23 protein-coding genes and 1 tRNA gene are annotated in these 25,613 nt (G+C 73.6%); 17 read left to right on the forward strand and 7 right to left on the reverse strand.

Going from position 1 to position 25,613, the window contains the following annotated elements:
- A partial coding sequence (locus tag CBZ_RS01620) for a hypothetical protein (RefSeq protein WP_130779881.1) occupies window positions 1-492 on the forward strand: 492 nt, incomplete at its 5' end.
- A 1-nt stretch (window position 493) separates the two neighbouring features.
- A complete protein-coding gene (locus CBZ_RS01625) occupies window positions 494-2,905 on the forward strand; it encodes a hypothetical protein (RefSeq protein ID WP_130779882.1) in 2,412 nt (803 codons plus the stop codon).
- A gap of 79 nt (window positions 2,906-2,984) precedes the next feature.
- Here CBZ_RS01625 and CBZ_RS01630 read toward each other — a convergent pair whose 3' ends face one another.
- Window positions 2,985-4,676 (reverse strand): leucine-rich repeat domain-containing protein, encoded by a 1,692-nt coding sequence (locus CBZ_RS01630; protein ID WP_130779883.1) that lies wholly within the window; start codon window positions 4,674-4,676, stop codon window positions 2,985-2,987.
- A gap of 231 nt (window positions 4,677-4,907) precedes the next feature.
- Between CBZ_RS01630 and CBZ_RS01635 the strand changes: the two genes are divergently transcribed.
- Window positions 4,908-5,369, forward strand: coding sequence for an SRPBCC family protein (locus tag CBZ_RS01635; protein ID WP_130779884.1), 462 nt, complete (start codon window positions 4,908-4,910; stop codon window positions 5,367-5,369).
- A gap of 103 nt (window positions 5,370-5,472) precedes the next feature.
- On the opposite strand, the gene CBZ_RS01640 is transcribed toward CBZ_RS01635, so the two are convergent.
- Window positions 5,473-6,942 carry a non-reducing end alpha-L-arabinofuranosidase family hydrolase gene (locus CBZ_RS01640; RefSeq protein ID WP_130779885.1) on the reverse strand — a complete coding sequence of 490 codons (1,470 nt, stop codon included), beginning with the start codon at window positions 6,940-6,942 and terminating at the stop codon, window positions 5,473-5,475.
- A 557-nt stretch (window positions 6,943-7,499) separates the two neighbouring features.
- On the opposite strand from CBZ_RS01640, the gene CBZ_RS01645 reads away from it, so the two are divergent.
- From CBZ_RS01645 to CBZ_RS01670, 6 genes are all read left to right on the forward strand, one after another.
- A complete protein-coding gene (locus CBZ_RS01645; protein WP_130779886.1) occupies window positions 7,500-7,868 on the forward strand; it encodes a peptidase inhibitor family I36 protein in 369 nt (122 codons plus the stop codon).
- A gap of 16 nt (window positions 7,869-7,884) precedes the next feature.
- Window positions 7,885-8,769: a hypothetical protein gene (locus tag CBZ_RS01650; RefSeq protein ID WP_130779887.1), complete on the forward strand. Its 885-nt coding sequence runs from the start codon at window positions 7,885-7,887 to the stop codon at window positions 8,767-8,769.
- Window positions 8,766-9,509, forward strand: coding sequence for a hypothetical protein (locus CBZ_RS01655; protein WP_130779888.1), 744 nt, complete (start codon window positions 8,766-8,768; stop codon window positions 9,507-9,509). The genes CBZ_RS01650 and CBZ_RS01655 overlap by 4 nt, the downstream gene beginning before the upstream one ends.
- A complete protein-coding gene (locus CBZ_RS01660) occupies window positions 9,506-10,969 on the forward strand; it encodes an efflux RND transporter periplasmic adaptor subunit (RefSeq protein WP_130779889.1) in 1,464 nt (487 codons plus the stop codon). Before CBZ_RS01655 ends, CBZ_RS01660 begins: the two co-directional genes overlap by 4 nt.
- A complete protein-coding gene (locus CBZ_RS01665; protein WP_130779890.1) occupies window positions 10,966-11,664 on the forward strand; it encodes an ABC transporter ATP-binding protein in 699 nt (232 codons plus the stop codon). Before CBZ_RS01660 ends, CBZ_RS01665 begins: the two co-directional genes overlap by 4 nt.
- 62 nt (window positions 11,665-11,726) lie before the next feature.
- A complete protein-coding gene (locus CBZ_RS01670; RefSeq protein WP_130779891.1) occupies window positions 11,727-12,836 on the forward strand; it encodes an ABC transporter permease in 1,110 nt (369 codons plus the stop codon).
- A gap of 328 nt (window positions 12,837-13,164) precedes the next feature.
- Here the strand turns inward: CBZ_RS01670 and CBZ_RS01675 are convergent.
- Window positions 13,165-13,247, reverse strand: a tRNA-Leu gene (locus CBZ_RS01675).
- A gap of 346 nt (window positions 13,248-13,593) precedes the next feature.
- Here CBZ_RS01675 and CBZ_RS01680 point away from each other — a divergent pair.
- From CBZ_RS01680 to pknB, 7 genes are read left to right on the forward strand one after another with little or no spacing between them, the layout of a single operon-like run.
- Entirely contained in the window at window positions 13,594-14,301 is a 708-nt protein-coding gene (locus tag CBZ_RS01680; protein ID WP_130779892.1) for an FHA domain-containing protein, read from the forward strand.
- A 9-nt stretch (window positions 14,302-14,310) separates the two neighbouring features.
- Window positions 14,311-14,877 (forward strand): FHA domain-containing protein FhaB/FipA, encoded by a 567-nt coding sequence (locus tag CBZ_RS01685; RefSeq protein WP_130779893.1) that lies wholly within the window; start codon window positions 14,311-14,313, stop codon window positions 14,875-14,877.
- A gap of 4 nt (window positions 14,878-14,881) precedes the next feature.
- Window positions 14,882-16,306, forward strand: a complete 1,425-nt coding sequence (locus CBZ_RS01690; protein WP_130779894.1) for a PP2C family protein-serine/threonine phosphatase — start codon at window positions 14,882-14,884, stop codon at window positions 16,304-16,306.
- A 10-nt stretch (window positions 16,307-16,316) separates the two neighbouring features.
- Window positions 16,317-17,789 (forward strand): FtsW/RodA/SpoVE family cell cycle protein, encoded by a 1,473-nt coding sequence (locus tag CBZ_RS01695; protein WP_130779895.1) that lies wholly within the window; start codon window positions 16,317-16,319, stop codon window positions 17,787-17,789.
- Window positions 17,786-19,237, forward strand: a complete 1,452-nt coding sequence (locus CBZ_RS01700) for a peptidoglycan D,D-transpeptidase FtsI family protein (RefSeq protein WP_130779896.1) — start codon at window positions 17,786-17,788, stop codon at window positions 19,235-19,237. The genes CBZ_RS01695 and CBZ_RS01700 overlap by 4 nt, the downstream gene beginning before the upstream one ends.
- Complete coding sequence (locus tag CBZ_RS01705; protein WP_130779897.1) at window positions 19,234-20,544, forward strand: serine/threonine-protein kinase; 1,311 nt, start codon at window positions 19,234-19,236, stop codon at window positions 20,542-20,544. The genes CBZ_RS01700 and CBZ_RS01705 overlap by 4 nt, the downstream gene beginning before the upstream one ends.
- On the forward strand, window positions 20,544-22,544 hold the full coding sequence (gene pknB / locus CBZ_RS01710) for a Stk1 family PASTA domain-containing Ser/Thr kinase (protein WP_130779898.1): 2,001 nt from the start codon (window positions 20,544-20,546) through the stop codon (window positions 22,542-22,544). Before CBZ_RS01705 ends, pknB begins: the two co-directional genes overlap by 1 nt.
- Before the next feature lie 94 nt (window positions 22,545-22,638).
- Here the strand turns inward: pknB and CBZ_RS01715 are convergent, their stop codons facing one another.
- Genes CBZ_RS01715 through CBZ_RS01725 form a run of 4 tightly spaced genes read right to left on the reverse strand, consistent with a single transcriptional unit; the run spans window position 22,639 to window position 25,182 of the window.
- On the reverse strand, window positions 22,639-23,262 hold the full coding sequence (locus CBZ_RS01715; protein WP_130779899.1) for an aminodeoxychorismate/anthranilate synthase component II: 624 nt from the start codon (window positions 23,260-23,262) through the stop codon (window positions 22,639-22,641).
- Between the two features lies 1 nt (window position 23,263).
- A complete protein-coding gene (locus tag CBZ_RS20665; protein ID WP_165446605.1) occupies window positions 23,264-23,425 on the reverse strand; it encodes a hypothetical protein in 162 nt (53 codons plus the stop codon).
- A gap of 52 nt (window positions 23,426-23,477) precedes the next feature.
- Window positions 23,478-24,323: a class E sortase gene (locus tag CBZ_RS01720; RefSeq protein ID WP_130779900.1), complete on the reverse strand. Its 846-nt coding sequence runs from the start codon at window positions 24,321-24,323 to the stop codon at window positions 23,478-23,480.
- Window positions 24,316-25,182: a DUF881 domain-containing protein gene (locus CBZ_RS01725; protein ID WP_130779901.1), complete on the reverse strand. Its 867-nt coding sequence runs from the start codon at window positions 25,180-25,182 to the stop codon at window positions 24,316-24,318. Before CBZ_RS01725 ends, CBZ_RS01720 begins: the two co-directional genes overlap by 8 nt.
- A gap of 177 nt (window positions 25,183-25,359) precedes the next feature.
- Here CBZ_RS01725 and CBZ_RS01730 point away from each other — a divergent pair, with 177 nt between their 5' ends.
- Complete coding sequence (locus tag CBZ_RS01730) at window positions 25,360-25,608, forward strand: cell division protein CrgA (protein ID WP_130779902.1); 249 nt, start codon at window positions 25,360-25,362, stop codon at window positions 25,606-25,608.
- The last annotated feature ends 5 nt before the right edge of the window (window positions 25,609-25,613 follow it).

Below are 25,613 nucleotides of genomic sequence, written 5' to 3' on the forward strand. Positions count from 1 at the left end.
GCCGCCGCGTGGCTCGGCTACGCCCTGCGCGCCGCCGCCCTGCCCGACGCCGCCGCCGGCCGCGCCGTCGCCGTCCTCGTCGTCCTCGCGGTCTGCCTCGCCGTCGCCGGCGCGACCCGCGGGAAGCTCCCCCTGTGGGCCGCGCTCCTCGGCACCGCCGCCATGGCCGGCGCGTACGAGGCGACCTACACCGCCGACCCCTCCGCGTTCGTCACGTCGTCCGCGACCACCGCGACGTCCATCCTCCTCGCCGCCGGCGCCGGGTTCCTCGCGACGTCGCTGCTCGGCGCCGTCGTCGAGCAGGACCGCGCGCAGGAGCGCACCGAGCAGGACTCCACCGACGCCCTGCTCGCCGAACCCGCCACGGCGCCCGGCGAGTACGAGGGCGCCGGCACCCACGCCCCCGCCCGCCCCTACGCCGCCCAGGCCGACCCGGCCACGCTGCGCCGCCTGCCCGCCACCCGTCCTTTCGACCCCCAGCCGGAGGCCTGACGTGCGTCGCACCACCACCACGGCGGCCGCGGCCGTCGTCCTCGTCCCCCTGCTCCTCGGCACCGTCGGGTCCCCCGCGCTGGCCGCCGACGGCGGCGACGTCACCGTCACCAACACCGAGACCGTGCAGGCCCGCCTGTCCGCGACCGGCGCCTTCCAGGGCGCGCGCGTCTACGACCAGCTCGCCCTCACCGGGCACGGCACGGCGACCGTCGAGAACCCCGTCTCGACCAAGGGACTGCGCAACCTCGACGGCTTCGGGGGGTACTCCGTCGTCGACGGCAGGCTCGTCACCACGCTCAGCGTCGACGGCGAGCGCCGCGAGCGCACCGTCAGCACCTACGACAAGGACCTGCCCCTCACCGTCGAGATCGCGTACACCCTCGACGGCCAGCCCGTGCAGCCCGGCGCGGTCGTCGGGAGGTCGGGGACGCTCGGCGTTCACTACACCGTCACCAACACCACCGGGAAGACGCAGGACGTCACCTACGACGACGGCACCGGCAAGGAGGCGACCGCGTCGGCCGAGACCGTCGTCCCGATGATCGGGCAGCTCGTCACCGTCCTGCCGTCGACGTTCACCGACGTGCGGTCCGACGAGGCCGGCATGGCCGGCGACGGCCGCGGCGGCACCCGCATGCAGTTCCAGATGACGCTGTTCCCGCCCATCGGCTCCGCGACCGCCGAGTTCGGGTACACCGCCCAGGTGCGGCACGCCGTCATCCCCAAGGCGACGCTCACGTCCATGCCGGTGTCCCCGCTCGACTACCCCTCGTTCAAGGGCGGCGCCGAGTCCTACCGGTCCGGCGCGGAGAAGGGCGTCACGCTGACCGGCGCCGGGATGCTGCTCGACGACAGCGTCCTGCAGCTCCACGACGGCTCCGCCCAGCTCCTCGCCGGCCTCCTGCAGCTCCGCGACGGCGCCGCGACGCTCTCGGCGGGTCTCAACGACTCCGCCGCTCCGGGCGCCGCACGCCTCGCCGCGGGCCTCAACGGCCAGGCGTCGCCCGGTGCCGCACGGCTCGCGGCCGGGCTGAACAACCAGCTCGCGCCCGGGGCACAGCAGCTCGCCGCCGGGCTCACGAAGGACGCGGCGCCCGGTGCGGCCGCCCTCGCGCAGGGCGCGAGCCAGCTGGACTCCGGCCTCGCACAGGCACGAGCGAAGGCACCCGAGCTCCTCGGAGGGATCGCCAAGATCTCGGCCGGTCTGGCTGACCTCGACGCCGGCCTGGTCCGGATGTCCGACACGGTCGGGGCCGCGGGCAGCGACAAGGCGCCGCTGCGCGCCGGGATCGCCGCGCTGCAGGCGAGCATCGGGACGCCCGCTGCGCCCGGCCGCCTGCTGGGCGGGCTCCAGCTCCTCCAGAGCCAGACCACCACGTCCGCGGCGCGTGCGGCCACGATCGCGGGCACCGCCACCGCCGCCGACGCCACCCTCGACGCCGAGGTGGTGAAGCTCCGTGCGGCAGCCGACGCGCTCGTCGACCCGGTCCAGGCGGCCGAGCTGGACGCGATCGCAGATCAGATCGACACCGCGAACCCGGGGGCGATCGCCGGTGACGCGGCGGCCCTCGCCACGACTCTCGCGGGGTCGGCGACCCTCGCCGTCCAGCTCCAGTGCGGCCTCAACGCCGAGCCGTCGTACTGCGTGGACGCGGAGGGCAAGAAGATCCAGGGCCTGGTCCAGGGCCTCGCCGCGGTCGACGCGGGCGTCCAGACGCTCGTCGGGACGGTGCAGTCGTCCATCGCGAACGCCGACCCGACCAAGCCGAGCCTGCGCGCAGGCGTCGGGCAGCTCCAGGCCGGGGCCGGCCTCCTGTCGTCGGGGGGCAACACCCTGGCCGCCGGCCTCGGGGACCTCGGCGCCGGGGCGGCACGCCTGAACGCGGGTGCCGGGACGCTGTCGAACGGCCTGGCCACGGCCGCCTCGGGCTCGGCGGCCCTTGCCGCGGGGCTGCAGGACGCCGCGACCGGCTCGTCCACGCTGGCCCGCGGCATCGACACGGCGGCGGACGGGTCGCAGGACCTCTCCGACGGCCTGGCGACCGCCGCCGACGGGTCCACCCGCCTGTCCGACGGCCTCGCCGACGCCGCCGAGGGCGCACCGCAGCTCGTCGACGGCACCCAGCGGCTCTCCGACGAGGGGACCTCGCAGGTCGTCGTCAGCGGGCAGGGGACCGCGGAGGACTTCGGCGTGAAGTACGCGGTGCTCAGCGCGGGCGCCGAGCGGGCGCAGGCCGAGGGCATGGCGTACGGCGCACCCGAGGGTGCCGCCGGTGCGACCGCCTACTCGATCGAGATCGCCGGGGCGGACGGCTCCGGGGTCAGCTCGCTCGGGCGCCTGATCGCGGCGGTCGTCCTGTTCTCGGGCGGCATCGGGCTGGCGACCCTCGCGCGGCGTCGCTTCGCCTGACACCCGCACCCGGCAGAACGGAGGCGTGCGGCCCGCACCGGGGTCGCACGCCTCCGTCGTCGTCGGGGTCGACCCGCGGTCAGGCCGTCCCGCCGACGTACACGCCCTGCGCGCGCAGCTCGTCGATCCCGGGCGTCGCCAGGTCCAGGCCCTCGACGTCGACGCCGAGCAGCGCGGGTGCGTCGAGCAGCGGCCGCAGGTCGACGACCGGGTTCCCGCCGACCCAGAGCTCGTCGAGCGCGGGCATCCCGGCCAGCGGCGACAGGTCGGCGACGGCGTTCTCCCGCACGTCGAGCATCTCGAGCGACGGCGCACCCGCGAGCGGCGACAGGTCGGCGACGGCGGCGTGCGCCACGTCCAGCTCGATCAGGCCGGTCGACCGCGCGAGCGGTCCGAGGTCCGTCACGCGCGTCCCTGCCAGCCCGACGAACCGCAGCGTCGTCGTCGCGGTCAGCGGCTGCAGGTCCGACACGCCCGTGCCGGACAGCCCGAGGTTCTCCAGCGGGAGCCCGTCGAGCGCGGACAGGTCCGCGACGGCCGCGTTGCCGGTCAGCCGCAGGGACACCAGGCCGGTCAGGGCGGCGAGGGGGCCCAGGTCGGACACGTCCTGGTCGGTCAGGTCGACCGTGTGCACGGCGCTGAGCCGCTCGAGCCCGTCGAGCGACCTGACCCTGTCGCCACCGCCGTCCCACGCGCAGTCGAGCTCGTACACGTGGTCCAGCCGGGCGTTCGCAGCCACGCCGCCCCCGACCGCGCGCATCGCCTCCTCCACGCAGGCCGCGAGCGCGGGGTCGGCCACGACGCCGGTGACCGCCCGGCGCTCGGCGACGCGGACCGGGACGGCGACGCCGACCACGACGACCACGGCCGCGACCGCCATCCCGGTGAGCACCCACCGGTGCCGGGCGCGCGGGTCGTGCACCCCAGGCGCCGTGGCGATCTCGGGTGCCCAGGCCGCGAGGTGTCGCCATGCCGCGACCGCGGACCCGCCCGCGACGAGCGCGGCGGTCGCCGCGACGAGGCACGCCGCGGGGACGCCCAGGCCGAAGGCCTGCACGAGCGTCGTCAGGCCGCCGCGGTAGCGCCCCCGCACGACGACCGTCCACAGCACCCAGCCCGCGACCGTCGCGAGCGTCGCGGCCGCCGCGAGCGCGACGGAGACGGCCCCGGCGACGACCGCACCGCGTCGCCGCACGAGCACACCGACCGCGGCGAGCCCCGCCCCGACGGCGACGAGCGTCGTCCACCCCCAGGCCAGCGCCTGCGGAGACTGGACCGCGGCGGACGGCGACCGAAGGGCGAGGCCCAGGGTCGTGGGGTCGGCCGCGACGGCCGCCACGGCGACGACCAGGAGCGCGCCGGCGGCCGCGACGACGGCGACGACGGCCCGTCCTTGGCGCGTCGTCGCCCCGCCCGGCGCAGCTGCGTCAGTCGCCCCGCCCGGCGCAGCCGCGTCCGTCGCCCCACCCGTCGCAGCAGCGTCGGTGCCGGACGGTGCCGAGAGGGGCCCGACCGCCGCCCTGCCGAGCACGAGCGCGAGCGTGGGGACCAGCCCGAGCGCCAGCGTGAGGACGGGCAGGCCGTCGAGGACCACCGCCGCGAGCGCGTCGCCGATCGCCGCCGTGTCCCCCTCGCCCAGGGCGGCGCGCAGGCCGTCGCCGAGCGGCGCCCAGGTCCAGCGGGCGAGCGTGGCCGAGGCCCAGACGGCGGTCAGCGCGACGGTCGCCGCGACTGCCCCACGGGCCGTGCCGGTCGGCGTCCTGCCGTGCATGTCCTCCCCTGTCCGGTCGCGCGGGACGCCCGACGGGCGGGCGCCGGGGTGACCGTACCCATCCGCCGTCGGGCGGCGTCGGCCGTTGGTGTCAGGGAGTCGTGAAGGGGTGTGAGCATCCCGCGGGGCGGTTCCTGCGAGAAGCCCGATGCAACCGGGTGGTTGCATCGCTCGCCCAGCCGCCCTATCGTCATCTGCAACCGTTTGATTGCTAATGACGAGGGGATCGAGATGGTCGACATCCTGCACCGCGTGGGCATCCGGGCCGCACGGGCCGACGTCTACGAGAGCCTGGCCACGACCAAGGGCGTCGCGGCCTGGTGGACCACGGACACGACGGGCACGAGCGAGGTCGGCTCGTCGTTCGACACGACGTTCTGGCACGGGCAGACCGGCGAGCTGCTCGGCGGGTTCCGGCTCCGCGTCGAGGAGCTCGACCCCGCACGCCGCGTGCGCTGGCTCGTCGAGGACGGGCCCGCCGAGTGGATCGGCACCCACATCGACTTCGACCTGACCGACGAGGACGGCTGGACCGTCGTCATGTTCCGGCACCTCGGGTGGAGCGACCCGGTCCCCTTCATGCACCACTGCTCGACCAAGTGGGCCGTCTTCCTCATGAGCCTCAAGCACCTGCACGAGGACGGGGCAGGCGAGCCGTCGCCCGACGACGTGACCATCAGCAACTGGCACTGAGGCCGTCCCCGCTCCAGCGGGCGACCGGCGTGCGGTGCGGCAGCGCGACGCCGCGCACCCGGGACGACGGGTGCGCGGCGTCGCAGGGGCAGCCGGTCGGTGGCTACCGCTGGAGGGTCAGCAGGCCCGGCCGGTACGGCAGCAGGCCGTAGTCGCCCCCGCTGCTCGGCGACCGGCCCTGGTAGAGCAGCTGGAGCTTGCACGGGTCGACCGTCATGGTCTGGTCGTTGCTGGCGCGGATGAGCTCGCCGTGGCTGATGTCGTTCGTCCACGTGGCGCCGCTGTTCGCCTTGCCCGCGAACGGGTTGCTCTCGGTCGCGGCCTGCGGCGTCCACGAGCCCGCGAGGCTCGTGGCGGTGAACGAGCGGAAGTACCGGCCGTTGGCGCCGATCGCCTCGACGATCATCAGGTACTGGTTCTGGCCCTGGACCTTGTAGACCTGCGGCGCCTCGAACAGGTTGTTCGTGGTGTCGCTCATGACGACCGTCGACGACGAGCCGAAGCTGCCCGGGAAGTTCCCGATCGGCATGCTCGCGCGGTAGATCTTGCCGTTGTCCCCGGCGAAGAACAGGTACATGGTCGTGCCGTCGCCGATGACCGTCTGGTCGATGGGCCCGGTGCCGGAGCCGGTGATCGACCCGGAGAACAGGGTGCTCGCCGCCGACCACCCGTTGGCGTTGGTCGGGTCGTTCGACGTCCGGTACATGAACGCGGACGGGCCCCACTGGTAGGTGAGCACCCAGATGTTCTTCGGCGCGAAGTAGAACAGCGACGGCGCCACGGTCGACGACGACATGGCGTTCTGCGTCGCCGATCCCATGTCGGACCAGCTCGAGAACAGGCCGAAGTTCATCGAGCCCCACGACGAGCCGTTGTCGTGCGTCGTCGCGTAGACGAGGTGCTTGCCGTTGTACTCGGCGGTCGTGAAGTCCTTGAGCGACGCCCAGCCGGACCGCGGAGTGGCCAGCACCCCCGTGGAGGACCACCGGTAGCTCGACGGCAGCGTGCAGGACCCCCCGGGCGTCGTGGAGTTGTTCACGAGCGAGGCGTCGTCGATGGAGAGCCCGTCGGTCCCGGCGGCCGTCTCGACGTAGAAAGTGGCGGACGTCAGCGTCCCGCTCCACGACACGTTCGTCGTGCCGGTGAGCTGGGTCCACCCGGACGAGCTCACCGCGCCCTGCGCGAGCCCGACGTAGCTCGTCGTGCCGCCCGCGGTCAGCGCGAGCGTGACCCGGCCGGTGGGGTTCCCGCTGTGCGACCGCACCCAGACGCTCGCCGTGTAGCTGCTGTTGTTCGTCAGCACGGAGGTGACGGTCTGAGCGGCGCCGTTCCAGGACGCGGTGCGCCCGGTGCGGGCCAGCGCGCGGGACCCGCCGTGGACAGGGCTGGTGCTCGACGTCACCGAGCCCGCGCCGAAGGCGGTCCAGCCGGTCGTCCCGTTCTCCAGGTCGGCGTTCGTGAGCAGGTTGCCGCTGGCGGCCGCGGCTGGTGCGACCTGGCCGGGGGCCGCAGCCACCAGGGCCAGCACCAGGCCGGCGACCGCCAGCACGTGCGCGGCGACGGACTTCCTCATCCTTCGCTCCTTCGAGTCGTGTCGGGTCCCGTGGGCATCCCGTGGGCAATCGGTGGGCAGGGCCGTCACGTCCGCTCCCCCGGGTGCCGGCCTGAGGTGGCCCGCGTCGCAGGGGCCGGACGATGTGAGCGCTCACAACGGCGGCCGAGCATCGAGAAGGGGTGGTTCGCCGGGAAACGTAGCCACCTTCTTCACCGATGAACAAGACATCGGAGGACCCACAACGTTTAAGTCGAGGACGGCGGCCGGACGCGGTCCGGCGCTCGGTGGCCGGCGCGATCGAAAAGTGCAGCACCTTACCGCAGCGAGCCAGCCGCGCGGGGCCCTTTCGCGTGAGAACTTCGTGCATTGTCTGGACTGGTCATAAGTCCAGTTCGCAGATTTGACATGGCACCGCGACATCCCTACGGTTCGGCGGTGTCGAAAGGGTCAAACGGGACTTTTTACTCCCCGGACGGTGCCGAATCGACAGCTCCACGACGCCGTGGTCGACGGGGTACCACGACGATCTCGGCGTCGATCTCATGTGAATCCCATTCAACGAGAGGTGCTCATACATGCGAAAGCTCAGCAGGTTCGCTGTCGCCGTCGGCGCTGCCGCGGTGATGACGGCCGGCGCGGTCGCCGTCGCCACCCCCGCCACGGCCGGCGACGCGGCGTGCAGCCTCGGCTACTCCTGCGCCTGGCAGCACTCGAACTACGACGGCTCCCGGGTGACCTTCCAGAACTACATCAACAACTTCGCCACCCTCGGCTTCGACAACCAGGCCACCTCGCTCCGCAACAACGGGCGCACCTCGAACGCGGCGTTCTACGTGAACGCCTACTTCGGCGGGACCAGCCAGGTCCTGGCTCGTGGCTACCAGATCTCCAACCTCGGAGCCGTCGCGCTGAACGACCAGCTCTCGTCGGCGAAGTTCATCTGAGGGACGTGAGGATCCCGTGAGTCTCACGCGGCTCGCGGGCAGCGGTGTCCTCGCCGCCACGTTGCTGCTGTCCGCGTGCACCGGCCAGCCCGACGATGGCGGCGAGGGGGCCGCCGGCCGCTACGACGACCCGCTCGACCTCCCGCTGGAAAGCAGGTCCGTCGACCTTTTCCTCTACGGCGCGGCCGTCGACACATTCATGGCGGAGTGCATGGCAGAAAAAGGCCACGAATACACGGTCGGGACGTGGGACCTCAGTCGCCCCGCACTTCCGGCATTCACCTCGCTCGGTTATCCGAACCTCGACCCGGAAATCGTCCGGACCCATGGGTACCGGGCATCGCAGGACCCTCGGGAAGTCACCCCGCCCGCCCCGCTCGAGTCAGTCGTCCCCGCCGGCGAGGAAGACGCGTACACCCTCGCTCAGCAGGAGTGCACGGACGCCTCGCGCGAGGTCGTGCCCGACATCGCCGAGTCGGCGAACATCCTGCGGAGGCTCGACTCCAGGAGTCGCGAGGCCGCCCTGGACGACGCCGAGGTCGCGTCGAGCATCGACCGTTGGCGGGCCTGCGTCACGCGCTCCGACCCTCCGCTCGGCGACCCGAGCGGAGACCCGGACCACTTCCGGGTCTCCGTGCTGACGGCCGTCGACGCACGAGACCACCCCGGCGAGGTCGACACGATGACGGCCCAGGCACCCGCCGACGAGGTCGAGGCCGCCACGATCGACGTCCGGTGCCGGCGTGAGTCCGGTTACGACGACGCGTACTTCTCCGCCGTCGGCGAGGCCCAGGAACGCCTGGCCTCCGAGTACAGCGACGCCCTTCAAGGAGTGGACCAGTCCATGAGCGACATCCAGCAGGCGATCGAGCACTACGTGATCGAGAGGCAGGGCCGATGACGGCGAGACGGGGCGGAGCATCCCGGGCGGCCGCCGCCGTCGGGGCCGTCGGGCTGGTGCTCCTGCTGGTCGGCTGCGCGTCGGACGACGGCGTCGCCACGTTGACGGGTGAGAACGACGGCGGCGAGGTCGCGGGCGGCTACGCCGACCAGAACACCGCGAGCTACGCCGCCTGCCTGGAAGACCTCGGGCTGGGCGTGCACGCCGTCACCGAGGCCGGGCCGGTCAAGGGCTTCGCGGAGATCGAGAACGTCCGGCTCCTGGGAGACACCGACACGGCGCCCATCGGCGTCGACGGCGTGGACCGGGACGCGGACATCAAGGGGTGCCGTGCGAAGTTCCCCGGCGCCAAGGACACGCTCGACACGTCCATCGCCATCGACGTACCGCCGGAGACCACCGACGACGCGGTCGTCGAGGCGGGACGGACCTGGGCACAGTGCGCGCGCGACGCCGGCTTCGCGATGATCGCGGACCCGATCGTCGACATGATCGTGATCCCCCAGGAGCTCTCGCTCGACCAGGCGGTGACGCTCGGGAAGGCGTGCTCCAGGCCGCTGCCGGCCCCGGACGCCGCCGCACCGCGTTTCGAGTACCAGGCGGCGGTCAAGGACAGCGTCACCGGCGGCATGGACATCACCCCGTACGCGCAGGCGATCGAAGGTCCGATCTACACCACCGCGGTCGGCGGGCCGTCGGCCAGCGCCGCTCCCTCGGGCGGCAGCACCGGCACGCCGTGAACCGGGCAGTGAAGGTGGTCGCCGCGGTGGGCACGCTCGCCGTGCTCGCCGCGGCGACGGTCGGCGCGGTCCGCCTCGGCGCGTCGCAGGTCAGTGAGCCGGTCGACACCGCCGACGTGCGCACGGCGGTGGTCGAGCAGGGCGCGCTCGCCGCCGGGATGCGGCTGACGGGGACCCTGACGCTCGGGCAGGTGAACGCGCTGTCCGGGACAGGCACCGGGGTGCTCACCGCGCTCCCGGCCCCGGGCACCCAGGTCGCAGCCGGCCAGGTGCTGTACGAGGTCGACGGCCGGCCCGTGTTCCTGCTGACCGGCCCCGCCCCGCTGTGGCGCTCGCTCCGGCTCGGCGACACGGGCAAGGACGTCCTCACGCTCAAGACGGCCCTCGCGGCCCTCGGGCACGACGTCGGCGACCCGTCGACCGACGTGTTCGACTCGGCGACCTCCGATGCGGTCGCCGCCCTCTACACGTCGGTCGGGCAGACACCTCCCGCCGAGACGGCCGAGGGCACCAAGGCGGTCGCGGACGCGCGCGCAGCGGTCGACGCCGCCCAGAAGACGGTGACCGCCGCCCGGAAGACCCTCGCCGACGCCGGTGGCCCCCCGTCACCGCTCGCCGTCGCCGAGGCGGACGCTGCCGTCGTCGACGCAGCAGCCGCACTGGAGGAGGCCTCCGCCGCCGGGACGGGCGTCGCACTGGCCCAGGCACGGCTCGACGCGGCCACGACCGCCCGCACGGCCCTCGACGCGGAGCCCGACGTGACGGCGCAGCGCCAGGCCGTCGAGGACGCGGTGCAGCAGGTCGCAGCGACGAAGGCTGCGCTCGGCGTCGCGCGCGCCCAGTCGGTCGGACCCGGGCAGGTGACGATGCTGGACGCGGCGGCTGTCCGCGTCGAGTCCGTCGTCGGTCGGCTCGGCGGCCCCGTGAGCGGCGAGGTCCTGCGGTGGACGGGCATGACCACGTTCGTCGAGGCGCCCGTGACGGCGTCGCAGCAGGCGGCGCTCGCCATCGGCACCACCGTCCAGGTCCGGCTCCCGTCCGGCGGCGTCGTCGACGGGACCGTCACCTCCGTCGGCACCACCGCAGGGACCGACGGTCGGTCCGGCACCGACGGCGACGACGGCTCCGGTGCGGGCGGAGGAGGAGCGGGCGACGGTGGCGGCAGCGCCACGGGGGCGGCGAAGCCCGTGCTGCGCGTGGACGTCGTCGACCAGGCGGCCGTCGCACCGCTCGCTGGGTCCGCGGTCACCGTCGAGGTGTCGACCGACGTCGCTCAGGACGCGCTCATCGTGCCCGTCACGGCCCTGCTCGCACTCGCCGAGGGCGGGTACGCCGTCGAGCGTGTCACGGACGAGGGCGACGTCCAGCTCGTCGCGGTCAAGGTGGGACTGATCGCCGAGGCGCGCGTCCAGGTCACCGGCGACGGCCTGGAGCCCGGTGTCCGGGTGCGGATCCCGTGACGGTCGGGGCGCCGGCGCTCACCGTCCGCGACGTCACCAAGGACTTCCCGAGCGGGGGCGGGACGCTCCGCGTCCTGCACGGCATCGACCTCGACGTCGGCCCGTCGGCACAGGTCGCGATCGTCGGGCCGTCGGGCTCCGGGAAGTCCACCCTGCTGTCGATCATGGGCACGCTGGAGGACCCGACGACGGGCGACGTCGTCGTCGGCGGCGTCTCGACCGCGACGATGTCGGACGGCGACAAGGCGGCGCTGCGGTCGCGCGCCTTCGGGTTCGTCTTCCAGCAGTTCCACCTGCTGGAGCACGTCGACGCGACCCGCAACGTCGAGCTCGGCCTCCTGTACGCGGGGTTCACGTCGAAGGAACGCCGTGAGCGTGCGCTGGCCGCGCTCGACCGCGTGGGGCTCGGGCGACGCACGAGCCACCGGCCGGGGCAGCTCTCCGGCGGTGAGCAGCAGCGCGTCGCCGTCGCCCGCGCCATCGCGCACGACCCTCGCGTCGTCTTCGCCGACGAGCCCACCGGAGCCCTCGACCAGGCCACCGGCGCCTCCGTCATGGAGCTGCTGCGAGGGCTGACGTCGACGGCGCTCGTCGTCATCACCCACGACGAGGCCGTCGCCGCCTCCCTGCCCCGTCTGGTGCGCGTGCGCGACGGCCGGATCGAGCAGGACGTCGACCAGGTGGTGCGGGCGTGACGGTGCGACTGTCCGTCACCGACACGCTGGCCACGGCGACCCTCGGCCCCCGGTCGCGCCCGATGCGATCCGTGCTGTCGATGCTCGGCGTCGCGATCGGCATCGCGACGCTCGTCACGGTGATCGGGATCGCGGGCACCAACCAGGCCCACACGCGGGCCCAGCTCGAGGCGCTCGGCTCGAACGTGCTGGAGGTGACGCCCGGCGACAGCCCGGACGGTCCCGTCCCCCTCCCCGAGACCGCATCGGCGATGATCCGTCGGATCGCGCCCGTCGAGGGCGCCGCCGCGATCCGTGCCCTGCCCCACCAGAAGGTGTTCCGCACCGACCTCGTCCCGGAGACGATGGGGAGCGGGATCACCGTCGACGCCGTCGAGCCCGAGCTTGCGGGCACGATGGACCTCTCGGTCGCCGACGGACGGTGGTTCGACGACGCCACGAGCTCCCTCCCCGGCGTCGTCCTCGGCGCGAGGGCGGCACAGCTCCTCGGTGTCGCGGCCGTCGGTCAGCGCGTCTGGATCGGCGACCAGTGGTACGGGGTGCTCGGGATCCTGGCGCCGGCGCAGCTCGCCCCGCAGTTCGACATGAAGGCCCTCATCGGCGACGACTGGGCCGTGGGACACCTCGTCGACCCGCAGGTCACGACGATCTACGTCCGCACGCGCAGCGGCACGGCTTCGCAGGTCAGGCAAGTCATCCCGCTGACGGCCAACCCCGCCGTCCCCCACGCGGTGGAGGTCGCCGCACGGTCTCGCCTCGAGCAGGCCCAGACGGCGGTCGACGGGTCGTACCGCGCCCTCGCGCTCGGGCTCGCGACCATCGCGCTCCTCGTCGGCGCGATCGGCATCGTCAACACGATGGTCATCGCCGTGCTGGAACGTCGCGGCGAGATCGGTCTGCGCCGGGCGGTCGGCGCACGCGCCGGGCAGGTGCGGCTGCAGTTCGTCGTCGAGGCGGCGCTGATCGGGCTGTGCGGCGGGGTGGCCGGCGTCGTCGTCGGCGTCCTCGTGACGCTCGGCTACGGCGCGGCCAACGCGATGACGCCGATGGTTGACCCCGCGGCCTGCGCGGCGGGCGTCGTGCTGGCTGTCCTGGTCGGGGCGGTCGCGGGCGCCTACCCGGCGTCCCGTGCGGCGAGGCTCTCCCCGACGCAGGCGCTCCGCGGTGCCTGACGGTCAACCCGCTGGTCGACTCAGCACTGTGGGCGGTCGAGCTCCGCCGCGAAGAAAGCCGACGCGCTACGCAAGGATCGTGTTCGACCGGCGCAGATCACGGCTCTCCCGCTCGAGGTCGGCGATCCGCTGCGCGTCGCTCGTGCTCGTCCCGGGCCGCTCGCCCGCGTCGGCCTCTGCCTGCGTGACCCAGTTCCGGAATGGGAGCCTCCGTCAGACCCGTCACGAGACACCATCGACACCACCCGCGACTACCAACCCCAGACACGCAAACAGGCCGGACCCTGAGGGTCCGGCCTGTTGCCGATGTCCTGCGACATCACATCTGTGCGCGAGGGGGGATTTGAACCCCCACGCCCTTTCGGACACTGGCACCTGAAGCCAGCGCGTCTGCCGTTCCGCCACTCGCGCGCGCCGGAGAACATTAGCACGGGCGAGGGGTCGCATCCGCACCAGGCTCGGCGCCCGAGCCGAGCGCCTGCGACAGGGCAGGTCCGGAGAGTGATCGGCGCCCGGCGCGACGCCCGGCCCGCCTGCACGGACGACGCCGTCGACGCACTCCACAGGCGTCCAGCCGTCCCCAGCACCACCCCTCCCCGATGTCCACGCACCACGACACCCCACTCACCCGGCCGTGGCGGCCCTCGCACGGATACCATCGACCTCCGGGACGGGTCGAGACCGGCCCTCACGAGCACGCGCACGAGCAGCAGCATCCGGCAGCAGACCGCAACGGCACGAGGACAAGGAGGTGGGCGTGGGCTTCCTCGACAAGTTCGAGAACGGCGTCGAGCGCGTCGTGAACAACGCCTTCGCCAAGGCCTTCCGCAGCGAGCTGAAGCCGGTGGAGCTCACGAGCGCGCTGCGCCGCGAGCTGGACGACCGCGCGGCGGTCGTGGGCCGGGACCGCACGGTCGTCCCGAACGAGTTCACGATCGAGCTCTCGACGGCCGACTACGACCACGTGGAGACGTGGGGCGCGGAGGCGATGGCGGACGAGTTCGCCGCCGCGGTCACGGAGCACGCGGCGAGCCAGCGGTACGCGTTCGTCGGTCCGGTGACCGTGTCGTTCGGCGAGGACGCCGACCTGGAGACGGGCCGGTTCCGGGTGCACAGCGCGACGGTGCGCGGTGCGGTGGCCCCGGCGGCGGCGACGGCCCCGACGTCGCGGCACCCGCTGCTGATCGTCGACGACCAGCGCTACATCCTCACGGGCCCGGTGACGGTGATCGGCCGCGGCTCGGAGGCGGACATCATCGTCGACGACCCGGGCGTCTCGCGTCGTCACCTGGAGATCCGCGTGACGCCCGACGGTGTCGTCGCGTCGGACATGGGGTCGACGAACGGCCTGTACGTCGAGGGGCACCACGTGCCGGCCGCGACGCTGGTCGACGGCAACACCCTGATGATCGGCCGCACCCGGATCCTGTTCTGGACCGGCGGCGAACCGGACCTGGACGAGTGACGCCCGCGCATGAGTGAAGTCACGATCACCCTGCTGCGGCTGGGGTACCTCGCGTTGCTGTGGGTGCTGGTGCTGTCGGCGATCAGCGTGCTGCGCCGCGACCTGTACGGCACCCGGATCACGGACCGTCGTCGGGCGAACAAGGCGTCGACCCCGGTGCGCCCGCAGCCCGCGGAGGCGGCGGCCGTCGCACCGGCGGCAGCGGCGGCACCGGCCGCCCCCGCGCCTGTGACGGGCCCGCCGACCGGTCCGACCCGCGTGCCGCGGTCCGCCCGCAGCGGCTCGGGTCCGCGCAAGCTCGTCGTGACGGAGGGTCCGCTGCGCGGCACGATCGTGCCCCTCGGGACGGCGCCGGTGCTCATCGGCCGGGCCCCGAGCTGCACGCTGGTGCTGGACGACGACTACTCGTCGTCGCGGCACGCCCGCGTCTTCCCGCAGGACGGCCAGTGGTTCGTCGAGGACCTCGGGTCCACGAACGGGACGTTCCTGGCGGACCAGCGCGTCGACGGACCGATCCCCCTGCCGACCGGTACACCGGTCCGCGTGGGACAGAGCGTGCTCGAGCTGCAGAGGTAACCCGGTGACCGTCGCACTCAGGTACGCGGCACGGTCCGACGTCGGACTCGTGCGCACCAACAACCAGGACTCGGCCTACGCCGGCCCGCACCTGCTCATGGTCGCGGACGGCATGGGCGGGCACGCGGGTGGCGACGTCGCGTCGTCGGTCGCGGTCGCCGCGTTCGCGCCGCTCGACGGGGAGTCGCACGGTCCGGACGACGCGCTCGACCAGCTCGAGGCGGCCCTCGAGTCGGCCCGGGACAACCTGCTGGCCCGTGTCGACGCCGACCCGGAGCTGTCGGGCATGGGCACGACCGTCATCGCGATCCTGCGGGCGGGCAACAAGCTCGCGATGGTGCACCTCGGCGACTCGCGCGGGTACCTGTTCCGCGACGGCCTCCTCACGCAGGTCACGACGGACCACACGTTCGTGCAGCACCTGGTCGACATCGGGCGGATCACGCCCGAGGAGGCCGAGCACCACCCGCAGCGCTCGGTCGTCATGCGGGTGCTCGGCGACTTCGACGCGGAGGCGACGCCCGACCTGTCGGTCCGGGAGGCCCGCCCGGGCGACCGCTGGCTGCTGTGCTCGGACGGCCTGTCGGGCTTCGTCAGCGCGGACACCATCGAGGAGACGCTGCGGACGGTCGCGGACGTCGACGTGTGCGCGGACCGCCTGGTGCAGCTCGCGCTGCGCGCGGGTGGCGGCGACAACGTGACGGTCGTCCTCGCGGACGTCATCGAGCTCGACGACGTCGCGGACGGCGCGGGCCCGACGACCGCGGCGACGGTGGTGGGTGCGGCGGCGACGTCGCGCAACGAGCCGACGTCCGCCGCGGACGGCCCTGCGGCACGTGCGGCGTCCCTCGCGCGGGCGGCGGCGGAGGCCCCGCGCGACGCGGTGGACGAGGACGACGCGTCGGAGGCGGTGGTGGCGACGTCCACCGCGGTCGCGCGCGTCGGCGACGACGACCCGGACGGCGACGAGGACGACGAGCCCCGGCCCGCGCGCCGGCTCCGGCCGGCCGTCGTGTGGTCGCTGGCGGCCGTCGGCGCGGTCGCGGTGCTCGTGCTCGGCTACCTGTGGACGCAGACGCAGTACTTCGTCGCGGACGACGACGGCGAGGTCGTCATCCTGCGCGGCCTGCCCCAGACGCTCGGCCCGGTGGCGCTCTCGACGGTCGTCGAGCGGTCCGGCACGGACGTCGAGGAGCTCGCGTCCGCGTACCTGCGCGAGCGGGTCGAGCAGACGATCCACGCGACGTCGCTCGACGACGCCCGCGACCTGGTGCGGATGCTCGAGGACGACGCGGCGATCCGCGAGGCGCTGCCGACCCCCACGGCCACGCCGACGCCCGCCCTGGCGCCGACGCCCACGCCCGACCCCGCCCTCCTGCCCGACCCTGCGCTCACGACCGACCCTGCCGCCGGGGTGACCAGCCCGTGAGGTCCTCGTGATGGCGACCGTGCAGCCGCACCGGGTGCGTGCGGGCCGCGGCGTCGAGCTCGGCCTGCTCGTGCTCGCCCTGGCGATCGCCGTCGCGGGGTACGCCCTGGTCGGTCTGGGCATCGAGGGGCGGGTCCCGCCCGACGTCATCGGCTACGGCGCGGGGCTCACGGGCCTCGCCGTGGGGCTGCACCTGGTGCTGCGCTGGCGCGCGCCGTACGCGGACCCGGTGATCCTGCCGGTCGCGGTCGCGCTCAACGGTGTGGGCCTGGCGATGATCTACCGGATCGACATCGCGTACGAGGCGCGGGAGAAGGCGGCCGGGTTCGCGGAGCGCCAGCTCGGCTGGACCGCGGTGTCGGTCGTGCTCGCGGCGCTCGTGCTGATCCTGCTGCGCGACCACCGGACGCTGCGCCGGTACACGTACACGGCGATGATCCTGGCGCTGGGCCTCGTCGCGCTGCCGCTCGTGCCCGTGATCGGCCAGACGATCAACGGCGCGCGCATCTGGGTGCGGGTCGGCGGGGTCGGCATGCAGCCCGCGGAGTTCGCGAAGATCGTGCTGGCGGTGTTCTTCGCCGGGTACCTCGTGACGCACCGCGACACCCTCGCGCTGGCGGGCCCGAAGGTCCTCGGCCTGCACCTGCCCCGCGCGCGCGACCTCGGCCCGATCCTCATCGTCTGGGGCGCGTCGCTCGCGGTCCTCGTGCTGGAGCGCGACCTCGGGACGTCCCTGCTGCTCTTCGGCCTGTTCGTCGCGATGCTCTACATCGCGACCGAGCGGCTCAGCTGGGTCGTCCTCGGCATGCTGCTGTTCGTCGGCGGCGCAGCGGTCGCCGCGACCGCGTTCCCGCACGTCGGAGCCCGTTTCGACGTGTGGCTGCACCCCTTCGACCAGGAGATCTTCGACCGGTCCCCGGGCGGGTCCGGTCAGCTCGTGCGCGGCCTGTTCGGGCTCGCGAACGGCGGGCTGTTCGGCACGGGCTGGGGCGCGGGCCGCCCCGACCTGGTGCCGTTCGCGGAGTCCGACTTCATCGTCGCGTCGATGGGCGAGGAGCTCGGGCTCACCGGGCTGCTCGCGCTGCTGCTCTGCTACACGATCCTCACCGAGCGGGGCATGCGGACCGCGATCGGCGTACGCGACGGGTTCGGCAAGCTCCTCGCGGGCGGCCTCGCGTTCGTCGTCGCGTTCCAGACGTTCGTCGTCGTCGGCGGCGTGACGCGGCTGATCCCCCTGACGGGCCTGACGACGCCGTTCCTGGCGTACGGCGGCTCGTCGCTCGTGGCCAACTGGGTGATCGTCGCGCTGCTGCTGCGCATCTCGGACGAGGCCCGCAGGCCCGCGCCGGTGGTCCGCGCGATCCCCACCCCGGAGGTCGGCACGCCCGTCACGGCGGGCGCCCGCCCGGTGGGCGCGCGCGCCGAGGGCACCCCGGACCCGGGCGACGACCACCCGACCGAGCGGATCGGCGGGCTGTCGTGAACACACCCCTGCGCCGCCTCGCGACCGTCGTGCTCGCGATGTTCGTCGTGCTCATGGCCGGCACGACGTGGGTCCAGTACGTCCAGGCGGACCGCCTGAACAACGACCCCCGCAACGTCCGCACGCTGTACCGCGAGTTCGGCAACGCGCGCGGGCCGATCGTCGTCGCGGGCGAGGCCGTCGCGTCGTCCGCGCCGGTCGACGACGCGTTCGGGTACCAGCGCTCGTACACCGGCGGCGACCTGTGGTCGACCATGACGGGCTTCTACTCGGTCGTGAACGGCCGCTCCGAGCTCGAGCTCGCGGCCAACGGCGAGCTCACGGGCCGCGGCGACCAGCTCTTCTTCACGCGGATCCGCGACATGCTCACGGGCCGCCGCCCGGAGGGGGCCGCGGTCGAGACGACGCTCCTGCCGGCCGCCCAGCAGGCGGCGCGCGACGGTCTCGGCGACCAGGAGGGCGCGGTCGTCGCGCTGGAGCCGTCGACGGGCAAGATCCTCGCGCTCGTCTCGACGCCCGGCTTCGACCCGAACCTGCTCGCGACGCACGACACGGTCGCCGCCGGTGCCGCGTACCAGCAGCTCGACCAGGCGCCGGGCAACCCGCTGCGCAGCAACGCGACGCGCGAGACGTACCCGCCGGGGTCGACGTTCAAGCTCGTCACGGCGGCCGCGGCGCTCGAGAGCGGCGCGTACACGCCCGCCACGACGCTGCCGGCCCCGGTGACCCTCGACCTGCCGCAGACCACGGCGACGATCGGCAACTTCGGCGGGGGCGGCTGCGGCAGCGACCCGATCACCCTGGCCGACGCGCTGCGCGTCTCCTGCAACACGACGTTCGCGCAGCTCGGCATGGACCTCGGGGACGACGCCCTGCGCACGCAGGCGGAGCGGTTCGGCTTCAACGACCCGGACCTGACGATCCCCATGCTCGTCGACGAGTCGGTGTTCCCGGCCGACCTCGACGCCCCGACGACCGCCCAGTCGGCGATCGGCCAGCGCGACGTGCGCGCGACCCCGCTGCAGATGGCCATGGTGTCGGCCGCGATCGCCAACGGCGGCCAGCTCATGAAGCCGTACGTCGTGCAGACCGTCCGCTCGGCCGACCTGCACACCATCGACGAGACGGAGCCCGAGCTGATGTCGACCGCCGTGTCCCCCGGCACCGCGGCGGCGCTGCGCGACATGATGGTCGGCGTGGTGGCCAGCGGCTCGGGTACCGCGGCGCAGATCCCCGGCGTCCAGGTGGCCGGCAAGACGGGCACGGCGCAGACCGGCGACGACCAGGCACCGCACGCCTGGTTCACCGCGTTCGCGCCGGCCGAGGCCCCGCGCGTCGCCGTCGCCGTCATCGTCGAGCACGGCGGCAGCGCGGGCAACGAGGCGACCGGTGGCCGGGTGGCCGCGCCGATCGCGAAGGCCGTCATCCAGGCGGTGCTGGGCTCATGAGGACGGCAGCGGGCGTGGCCCTCGACGGGCGGTACCGCCTCATCAAGCCCATCGCGACGGGTGGCATGGGCGAGGTGTGGGAGGCGCACGACGACGCCCTCGCGCGGCCCGTCGCCGTCAAGGTGCTCAAGGAGGAGTTCGCGGGCGACCCGGGCTTCCTCGAGCGGTTCCGCACCGAGGCGCGCAACTCCGCGTCGCTGCACCACCAGAGCATCGCGCAGCTCTTCGACTACGGGGAGCAGGAGGGCTCCGGCTACCTCGTCATGGAGCTCGTCGTCGGCGAGCCGCTGTCGGACCTGCTGGAGCGCGAGCCCGTCCTGCACCCGCGGCGGCTCCTGCCGATCCTCGCGCAGACGTCCCGCGCGCTGCACGCGGCCCACACGGCCGGCGTCGTGCACCGCGACGTCAAGCCCGGCAACATCCTGCTGGGTCGCGGCGGACGCGTGAAGATCACCGACTTCGGCGTCTCGCTGGCGCGCAACCAGATCACCATGACGGCCACCGGCATGGTCATGGGCACCGCGCAGTACCTGTCGCCCGAGCAGGCCGTCGGCAAGGCCGCGACGCCGCTGTCGGACCTGTACTCGCTCGGGGTCGTCGCGTACGAGGCCCTCGTCGGGCACCGCCCGTTCACCGGGCCGACCGCGGTCGACATCGCGGTCGCGCACGTCAACAACGCGGTCCCGCCGCTGCCGTCGAGCGTCGACAAGCCGCTCGCCGCGCTCGTCATGCGCCTGCTGTCGAAGGACCCTGCGCAGCGGCCGCAGTCCGGTGAGGAGCTGGCCGAGCTCCTGGACCGGCTGGTCCCGCGCACGCCGCCCAGCGGCATCGCGGTGGTCCGGTCCAAGGTCTCCCGCCCGCCCGACACGTTCGCGACGGCCGCGGCGACGGTCCGTCCGCTGGACGCGTCCGACGACCCCGCGCCGCCGACGTACCCGCCGCGGCGCACGCGTCGGGACGAGCAGGGGCGCACCGGGCGTGCCGCCGGCACCCCGCGGCACGTCAACGTCAACGTCACGGCCCTGCGCACGACCGGGCCGCGGCTGGGCCGGTTCGCCCGGTTCCGCTGGCCGCTCCTCGGCCTGCTGCTCCTGCTCGTCGCGCTCCTGGGCGCGGCACTGGCCGACCGCATCACCGGTGCGGGCGGCACGACCACCTCACCCGGGGTGGTCCTGGCCCACAGCCCGTCCCCGAACGGGGACGGCAGTCAGTACCCTCATCGCGGCAGTCCCGATGGGATGATCTCGGGGGACGGGCGCGGCGACACCCTCGCACGCCCGCTGACGACGGAAGTGAAGGACGCCTAGTGGTGGACGACGGATCCCGGATCCTCGCCGGACGGTACGAGGTCGGCGAGCTCATCGGGCGCGGTGGCATGGCCGAGGTGCACATCGGTCACGACACCCGGCTCGGCCGCACGGTCGCGATCAAGATCCTGCGCTCCGACCTCGCACGCGACCCCTCCTTCCAGAACCGGTTCCGGCGCGAGGCGCAGGCCGCCGCGGCCCTCAACCACCCGGCGATCGTCGCGGTCTACGACACCGGCGAGGACGTGTTCACCGAGCCGACGGGCGTCGTGGCGCACGTGCCGTTCATCGTCATGGAGTACGTCGAGGGCCACACCGTGCGGGGCATCCTGCGCGACGGGCACGCCGTGCCCATCGAGGAGGGCATCGAGATCACCGCGGGCGTGCTGTCGGCGCTCGAGTACTCGCACCACGCCGGCATCGTGCACCGCGACATCAAGCCGGCGAACGTCATGCTCACGCCCACGGGCGCGGTCAAGGTCATGGACTTCGGCATCGCGCGCGCGGTCGCCGACTCGGCCGCGACCATGACGCAGACGCAGGCCGTCATCGGGACCGCGCAGTACCTGTCGCCCGAGCAGGCGCGCGGCGAGCAGGTCGACACGCGCTCGGACCTCTACTCGACGGGCTGCCTCCTGTTCGAGCTGCTCACGGGCCGCCCGCCGTTCACCGGCGACTCCCCCGTCGCCGTCGCCTACCAGCACGTCCGCGAGATCGCCCCGTCGCCGTCGCAGTTCGCGTCGGACGTCCCGGAGGCGCTCGACCGGATCACCGCGAAGGCGCTCGCCAAGGAGCGCGACGCCCGCTACTCGTCGGCCGCGGAGTTCCGCGCCGACCTGGAGGCCGTGCTGCGCGGCGGCACCGTGTCCGCACCGGCGGTCGCCGTCGCGGGTGCCGCGGTCGCCGCTGCGGACGCCACGCAGGTGATGGCCCCGCCGGCTGCCGTCACGACCACGCAGGCCATGCAGCCCGCCTCCCCGTGGGGCTCGACCGGCCTGCAGCCGGCAGCCACCTCCGGCGGCATCCCGGAGGACGAGGACGGCAAGCGTCCCTGGCTCATGTGGACCCTCATCGGCATCGCGGTGCTCGCCGTCGCCGGGATCGTCGCGCTGCTCATCGCCAACGCGAGCAAGGGCGAGGAGCCTCTGACGGTCACAGTCCCGAACGTCGTGGGGATGACGCAGGAGGAAGCCGAGGCCGCCCTCAAGGCCGAGGACCTGCTGATGACCCGCACCGAGGCGGCGAGCGACACCGTGCCCGAGGGCGAGGCGATCTCGTCGTCGCCCGCCGCGGGCGAGGAGGTCGACAAGGAGTCGAACGTCGAGGTCACGTTCTCGACCGGCCCGGCGACGACCGCGGTCCCCGTGGTCAAGGGCATGACGGAGGAGCAGGCGGTCGCCGAGCTCGAGCGGGTCGGACTGGTCGTCGACCCGAACCGGGTCAGCGAGGACGACGCGTCGCAGCAGAAGGGCCGGGTCACGAAGACCGACCCCGCCGAGGGCGAGTCCGTGTCCTCGGGCAGCACCGTGACGCTGTACGTGGCGTCCGGCAACGTCGTCGTGCCCGAGCTGGTCGGCAAGTCCCGCGCCGAGGCCGAGCAGATCCTCAACGGGCTGACGCTGCGCGCCAACACGCGCGAGGTCGAGTCGAACGAGGCCGCTCCCGACTCGGTGCTGTCGCAGGACAAGCCGACCGGGTCGCTCGTGCCGCAGAACACGACGATCAACCTCGAGATCGCGATCGCGCCGCAGAACCCGACGGTGCCCGAGAACCTCGTCGGGATGACCTACGACCAGGCGGCCGCCGCGCTCCAGCAGGCCGGCCTGACGAACATCCGGCGCATCGACGAGCAGTCCGACCGGCCCGCCAACGAGGTGATCCGCGTCGAGCCGGACGGCGGGTCCGAGGTCGAGAAGACGCAGCAGATCGACGTGCACGTGTCCCGCGGCCCGAACAGCAACAACGGCCAGCCGACGGCACCCGCGACACCCAAGCCGTAGCCCGGCACCTGGGCGTCCGGTACGCGAGAAGGCCCCGCACGTCTCCGGACGGCGGGGCCTTCTCGCGTGGTGCCAGACGGCCCCGGGCGGACCGTCAGAGGCGCACGAGCGGGTGCAGGCCCTCCGACCGCTGCACGGCCTCGTCGTCGCCGCACACGGCCAGCCAGTTGGCCAGCAGCCGGTGGCCGCCCTCCGTGAGGACGGACTCCGGGTGGAACTGCACGCCGTGCAGCGGGAGCGTGCGGTGCTGCAGGCCCATGATGATGCCGTGCGCGGTCGCGGTGACCTCGAGGTCGTCGGACACCGTGCCGTCGACGACCGCGAGCGAGTGGTAGCGCGTCGCGGTGAACGGCGTCGGGAGGCCGTCGAGGACGCCCTCGCCGTGGTGCTCGACCTGGCTGGTCTTGCCGTGCATGAGCTCGGGCGCGTGCGTCACGGTCCCGCCGAACACCTCGCCGAGGGCCTGGTGGCCCAGGCAGACGCCCAGCATGGGCGTGCCGGTCTCGGCGCAGTCGCGGATGACCTGCATGCTCGCCCCGGCCTCGGCGGGGGTGCCCGGGCCGGGCGACACGAGGACCCCGTCGAACCCGGTGCGCTCCTCGAGCGGCGGCACGGCGTCGTTGCGCACGACGACCGTCTCCGCGCCGAGCTGGTTGAGGTACCCCACGATCGTGTAGACGAACGAGTCGTAGTTGTCGATCACCAGGATCCGCGTCACGTCACTCCCCCACCGTGGTCTCGTTGAACGGCATGAACGGCGCCACCGCCGGGAACACCCACAGGAAGCAGACGGCCAGCACGGCGAACGCGGCGACGACCAGGAGCGCCGCCCGGACCAGGGCGGGACCCGGCAGGTGTCGCCACAGCCACCCGTACATCATCGGCCTCCTGTCACGCGGTTTCGACGGCGTGCCGTCGGGCGCAGGCCGCCCATCATGCGCCTCCGAGCAGCTCGGCGGGCGTCCCGTCCGCGACGGGCGCCCAGTAGTCGAGCGTGCCGTGCACGATGAACCGCTCCCGGGCGGAGAACATCGGGTGGCACGTCGTCAGCGTGATGAGCCGCTCGGTGGGTGTCGCGCCGGGGTCGCCGGGCACCGGGGCGATGACGTCGACCTGCGACGGCAGCACGACCTGCGTCGACGTCACGCGGTAGACGTACCAGGTGTCGGCCGTGCGGACCACGACCGGGTCGCCGACCTGCAGCTCCTCGACGCGGTTGAACGGCTTCGCGTACGTGGTGCGGTGCCCCGCGAGGGCGAAGTTGCCGACGCCGCCGGGCATGGCCGTCCCCGGGTAGTGCCCGACTCCGAGGACGTCGAGGACGGTCGCGCGGTCGACGCCCTGGCTGACGGGGCGCTCGGGCTCGCCGACCCACCGCGGGACCTGGATGGTCGCGAACGTCGTGGCGTGCGGCGGCTCGTCGAGCACGGGCGGCTCGTCGCGTCGCGGCTCGGCGACGACCGGGCCGGACGACGTCGCGCTGGGCGTCGGGTCCGGGACCTCCTGGCGGTCGAGCTCGCGGACGATCTCCGCCTGCGCGCGGTTGCCCTCGACGTCGGTCCACCAGAGCTGCCACGCGAGGAACGCGAAGAGCAGCACGCCGAACGTGATGAGCAGCTCGCCGACGACGCCGATCGTCGTGTAGACGCGGTGGCGGGTGCGCGACGGGCCGCGCCGCGGCCGGGTGGACCGGGGCGGTCGTCCCGCCGGCCCGACGTCGTGCCCTGCCTGGCCGGTCCGGTCCGTCTGACCGGTACCCGCGGTGCCCTGCTCAGTCATCGTCGCCCTGCGGGCCCTCGGGGCCGGTCGCGGGCGGCGCGGACTTGCGGGACTGCGAGGACTGCGACGCGGCGTCCTTCGCGGCCTCGTCGGCCTCCTCGAGCCCGGGGAGGATCTCGACGCCCTCGGGGACGGTCGCGGCGTCCAGGTCGGTCGCACCGGAGTACGCGGGCAGCTCGAGCCGGTCCGACGACTCGACGTGCCAGCCCAGGCCGACGTCCTTGGCGTCGCGCACGTACCCCGCGACGGCGGGCGACTCGCTCAGTCCCCTGCGCAGGTCGGCGGGGTCGCCGATCGCCCGCACGACGTACGGCGGCGAGTAGACGCGGCCGTGCAGCCGCAGGACGTTCCCGACGCACCGGAACGCGCTCGTCGAGATCACCCGCTGGTCCATGAGCATCATCGCCTCGGCGCCGCCGGCCCACAGGGCGTTCATGACGGACTGCAGGTCCTGCTGGTGGACGACGAGGATGTCGGGGTCGAGCTGCTCGCGCAGCGGCGAGTCGACGGGCGCGTCGTCGAGCTCGACGGTCAGGCCGGGTCCGGCGACGGGCACGGCACCGCTCTCGACGACGTACCCGGGACCGGGCGTCCCGACGGCGGCCGTGTCCGCGTTGCCGTCCTCGGTGAGCGCGTCGACCTCGGACCGCAGGTCGTCGACCTGCGCGGCGAGCCGTTCGACGCGCTCCGCCTGGGACCCCGCGAGGTCCGCGATGTCCTGCGGGTGCCGCTCGGTCTCCTGGGCGTCGGCGAACTTGGCGTTGGCGGCGAACAGGGCGCCCGACAGGGCGAGGACGAGGGCGACCGACAGCGTCCCGCGCGCGACGACACGCCGCGCACGGTGCGGGTGCTCGGTCACTGTCGTCCTCTCTCGGGCTCCGCCGGGGCTGCCGCCCACTACGCTAGGTCACGTTGCGTGGACGCCGTGACGATGCGGGCCGTCCACGTCGCACCGTTGTCGTTCGGTGACCTCGCGTCACCGTCGTTCCGCGTGCCGCCCGTGCGTCACGCACCGCCGCTGGACAGGAGCCCGGACGTGCCTGAGTCGAGGTCGCGCAAGAAGGCCACGTACATCCCGCCGCCCGAGAAGTCGGCCGGCCCCAAGCCGAACGCGCCGTGGTTCGTCCCGGTGATGCTCGGGCTGATGCTGGCCGGGCTGGTCTGGATCGTCGTGACGTACCTGACGGGGTCGCAGTACCCGATCCCGTCGATCGGCCAGTGGAACCTGGCGGTGGGCTTCACGCTCATCATCGCCGGCTTCGGGATGACGACGCGCTGGCGCTGAGCGTC

The sequence above is a fragment of the Cellulomonas biazotea genome, assembly GCF_004306155.1.
Taxonomy (GTDB): domain Bacteria; phylum Actinomycetota; class Actinomycetes; order Actinomycetales; family Cellulomonadaceae; genus Cellulomonas; species Cellulomonas biazotea.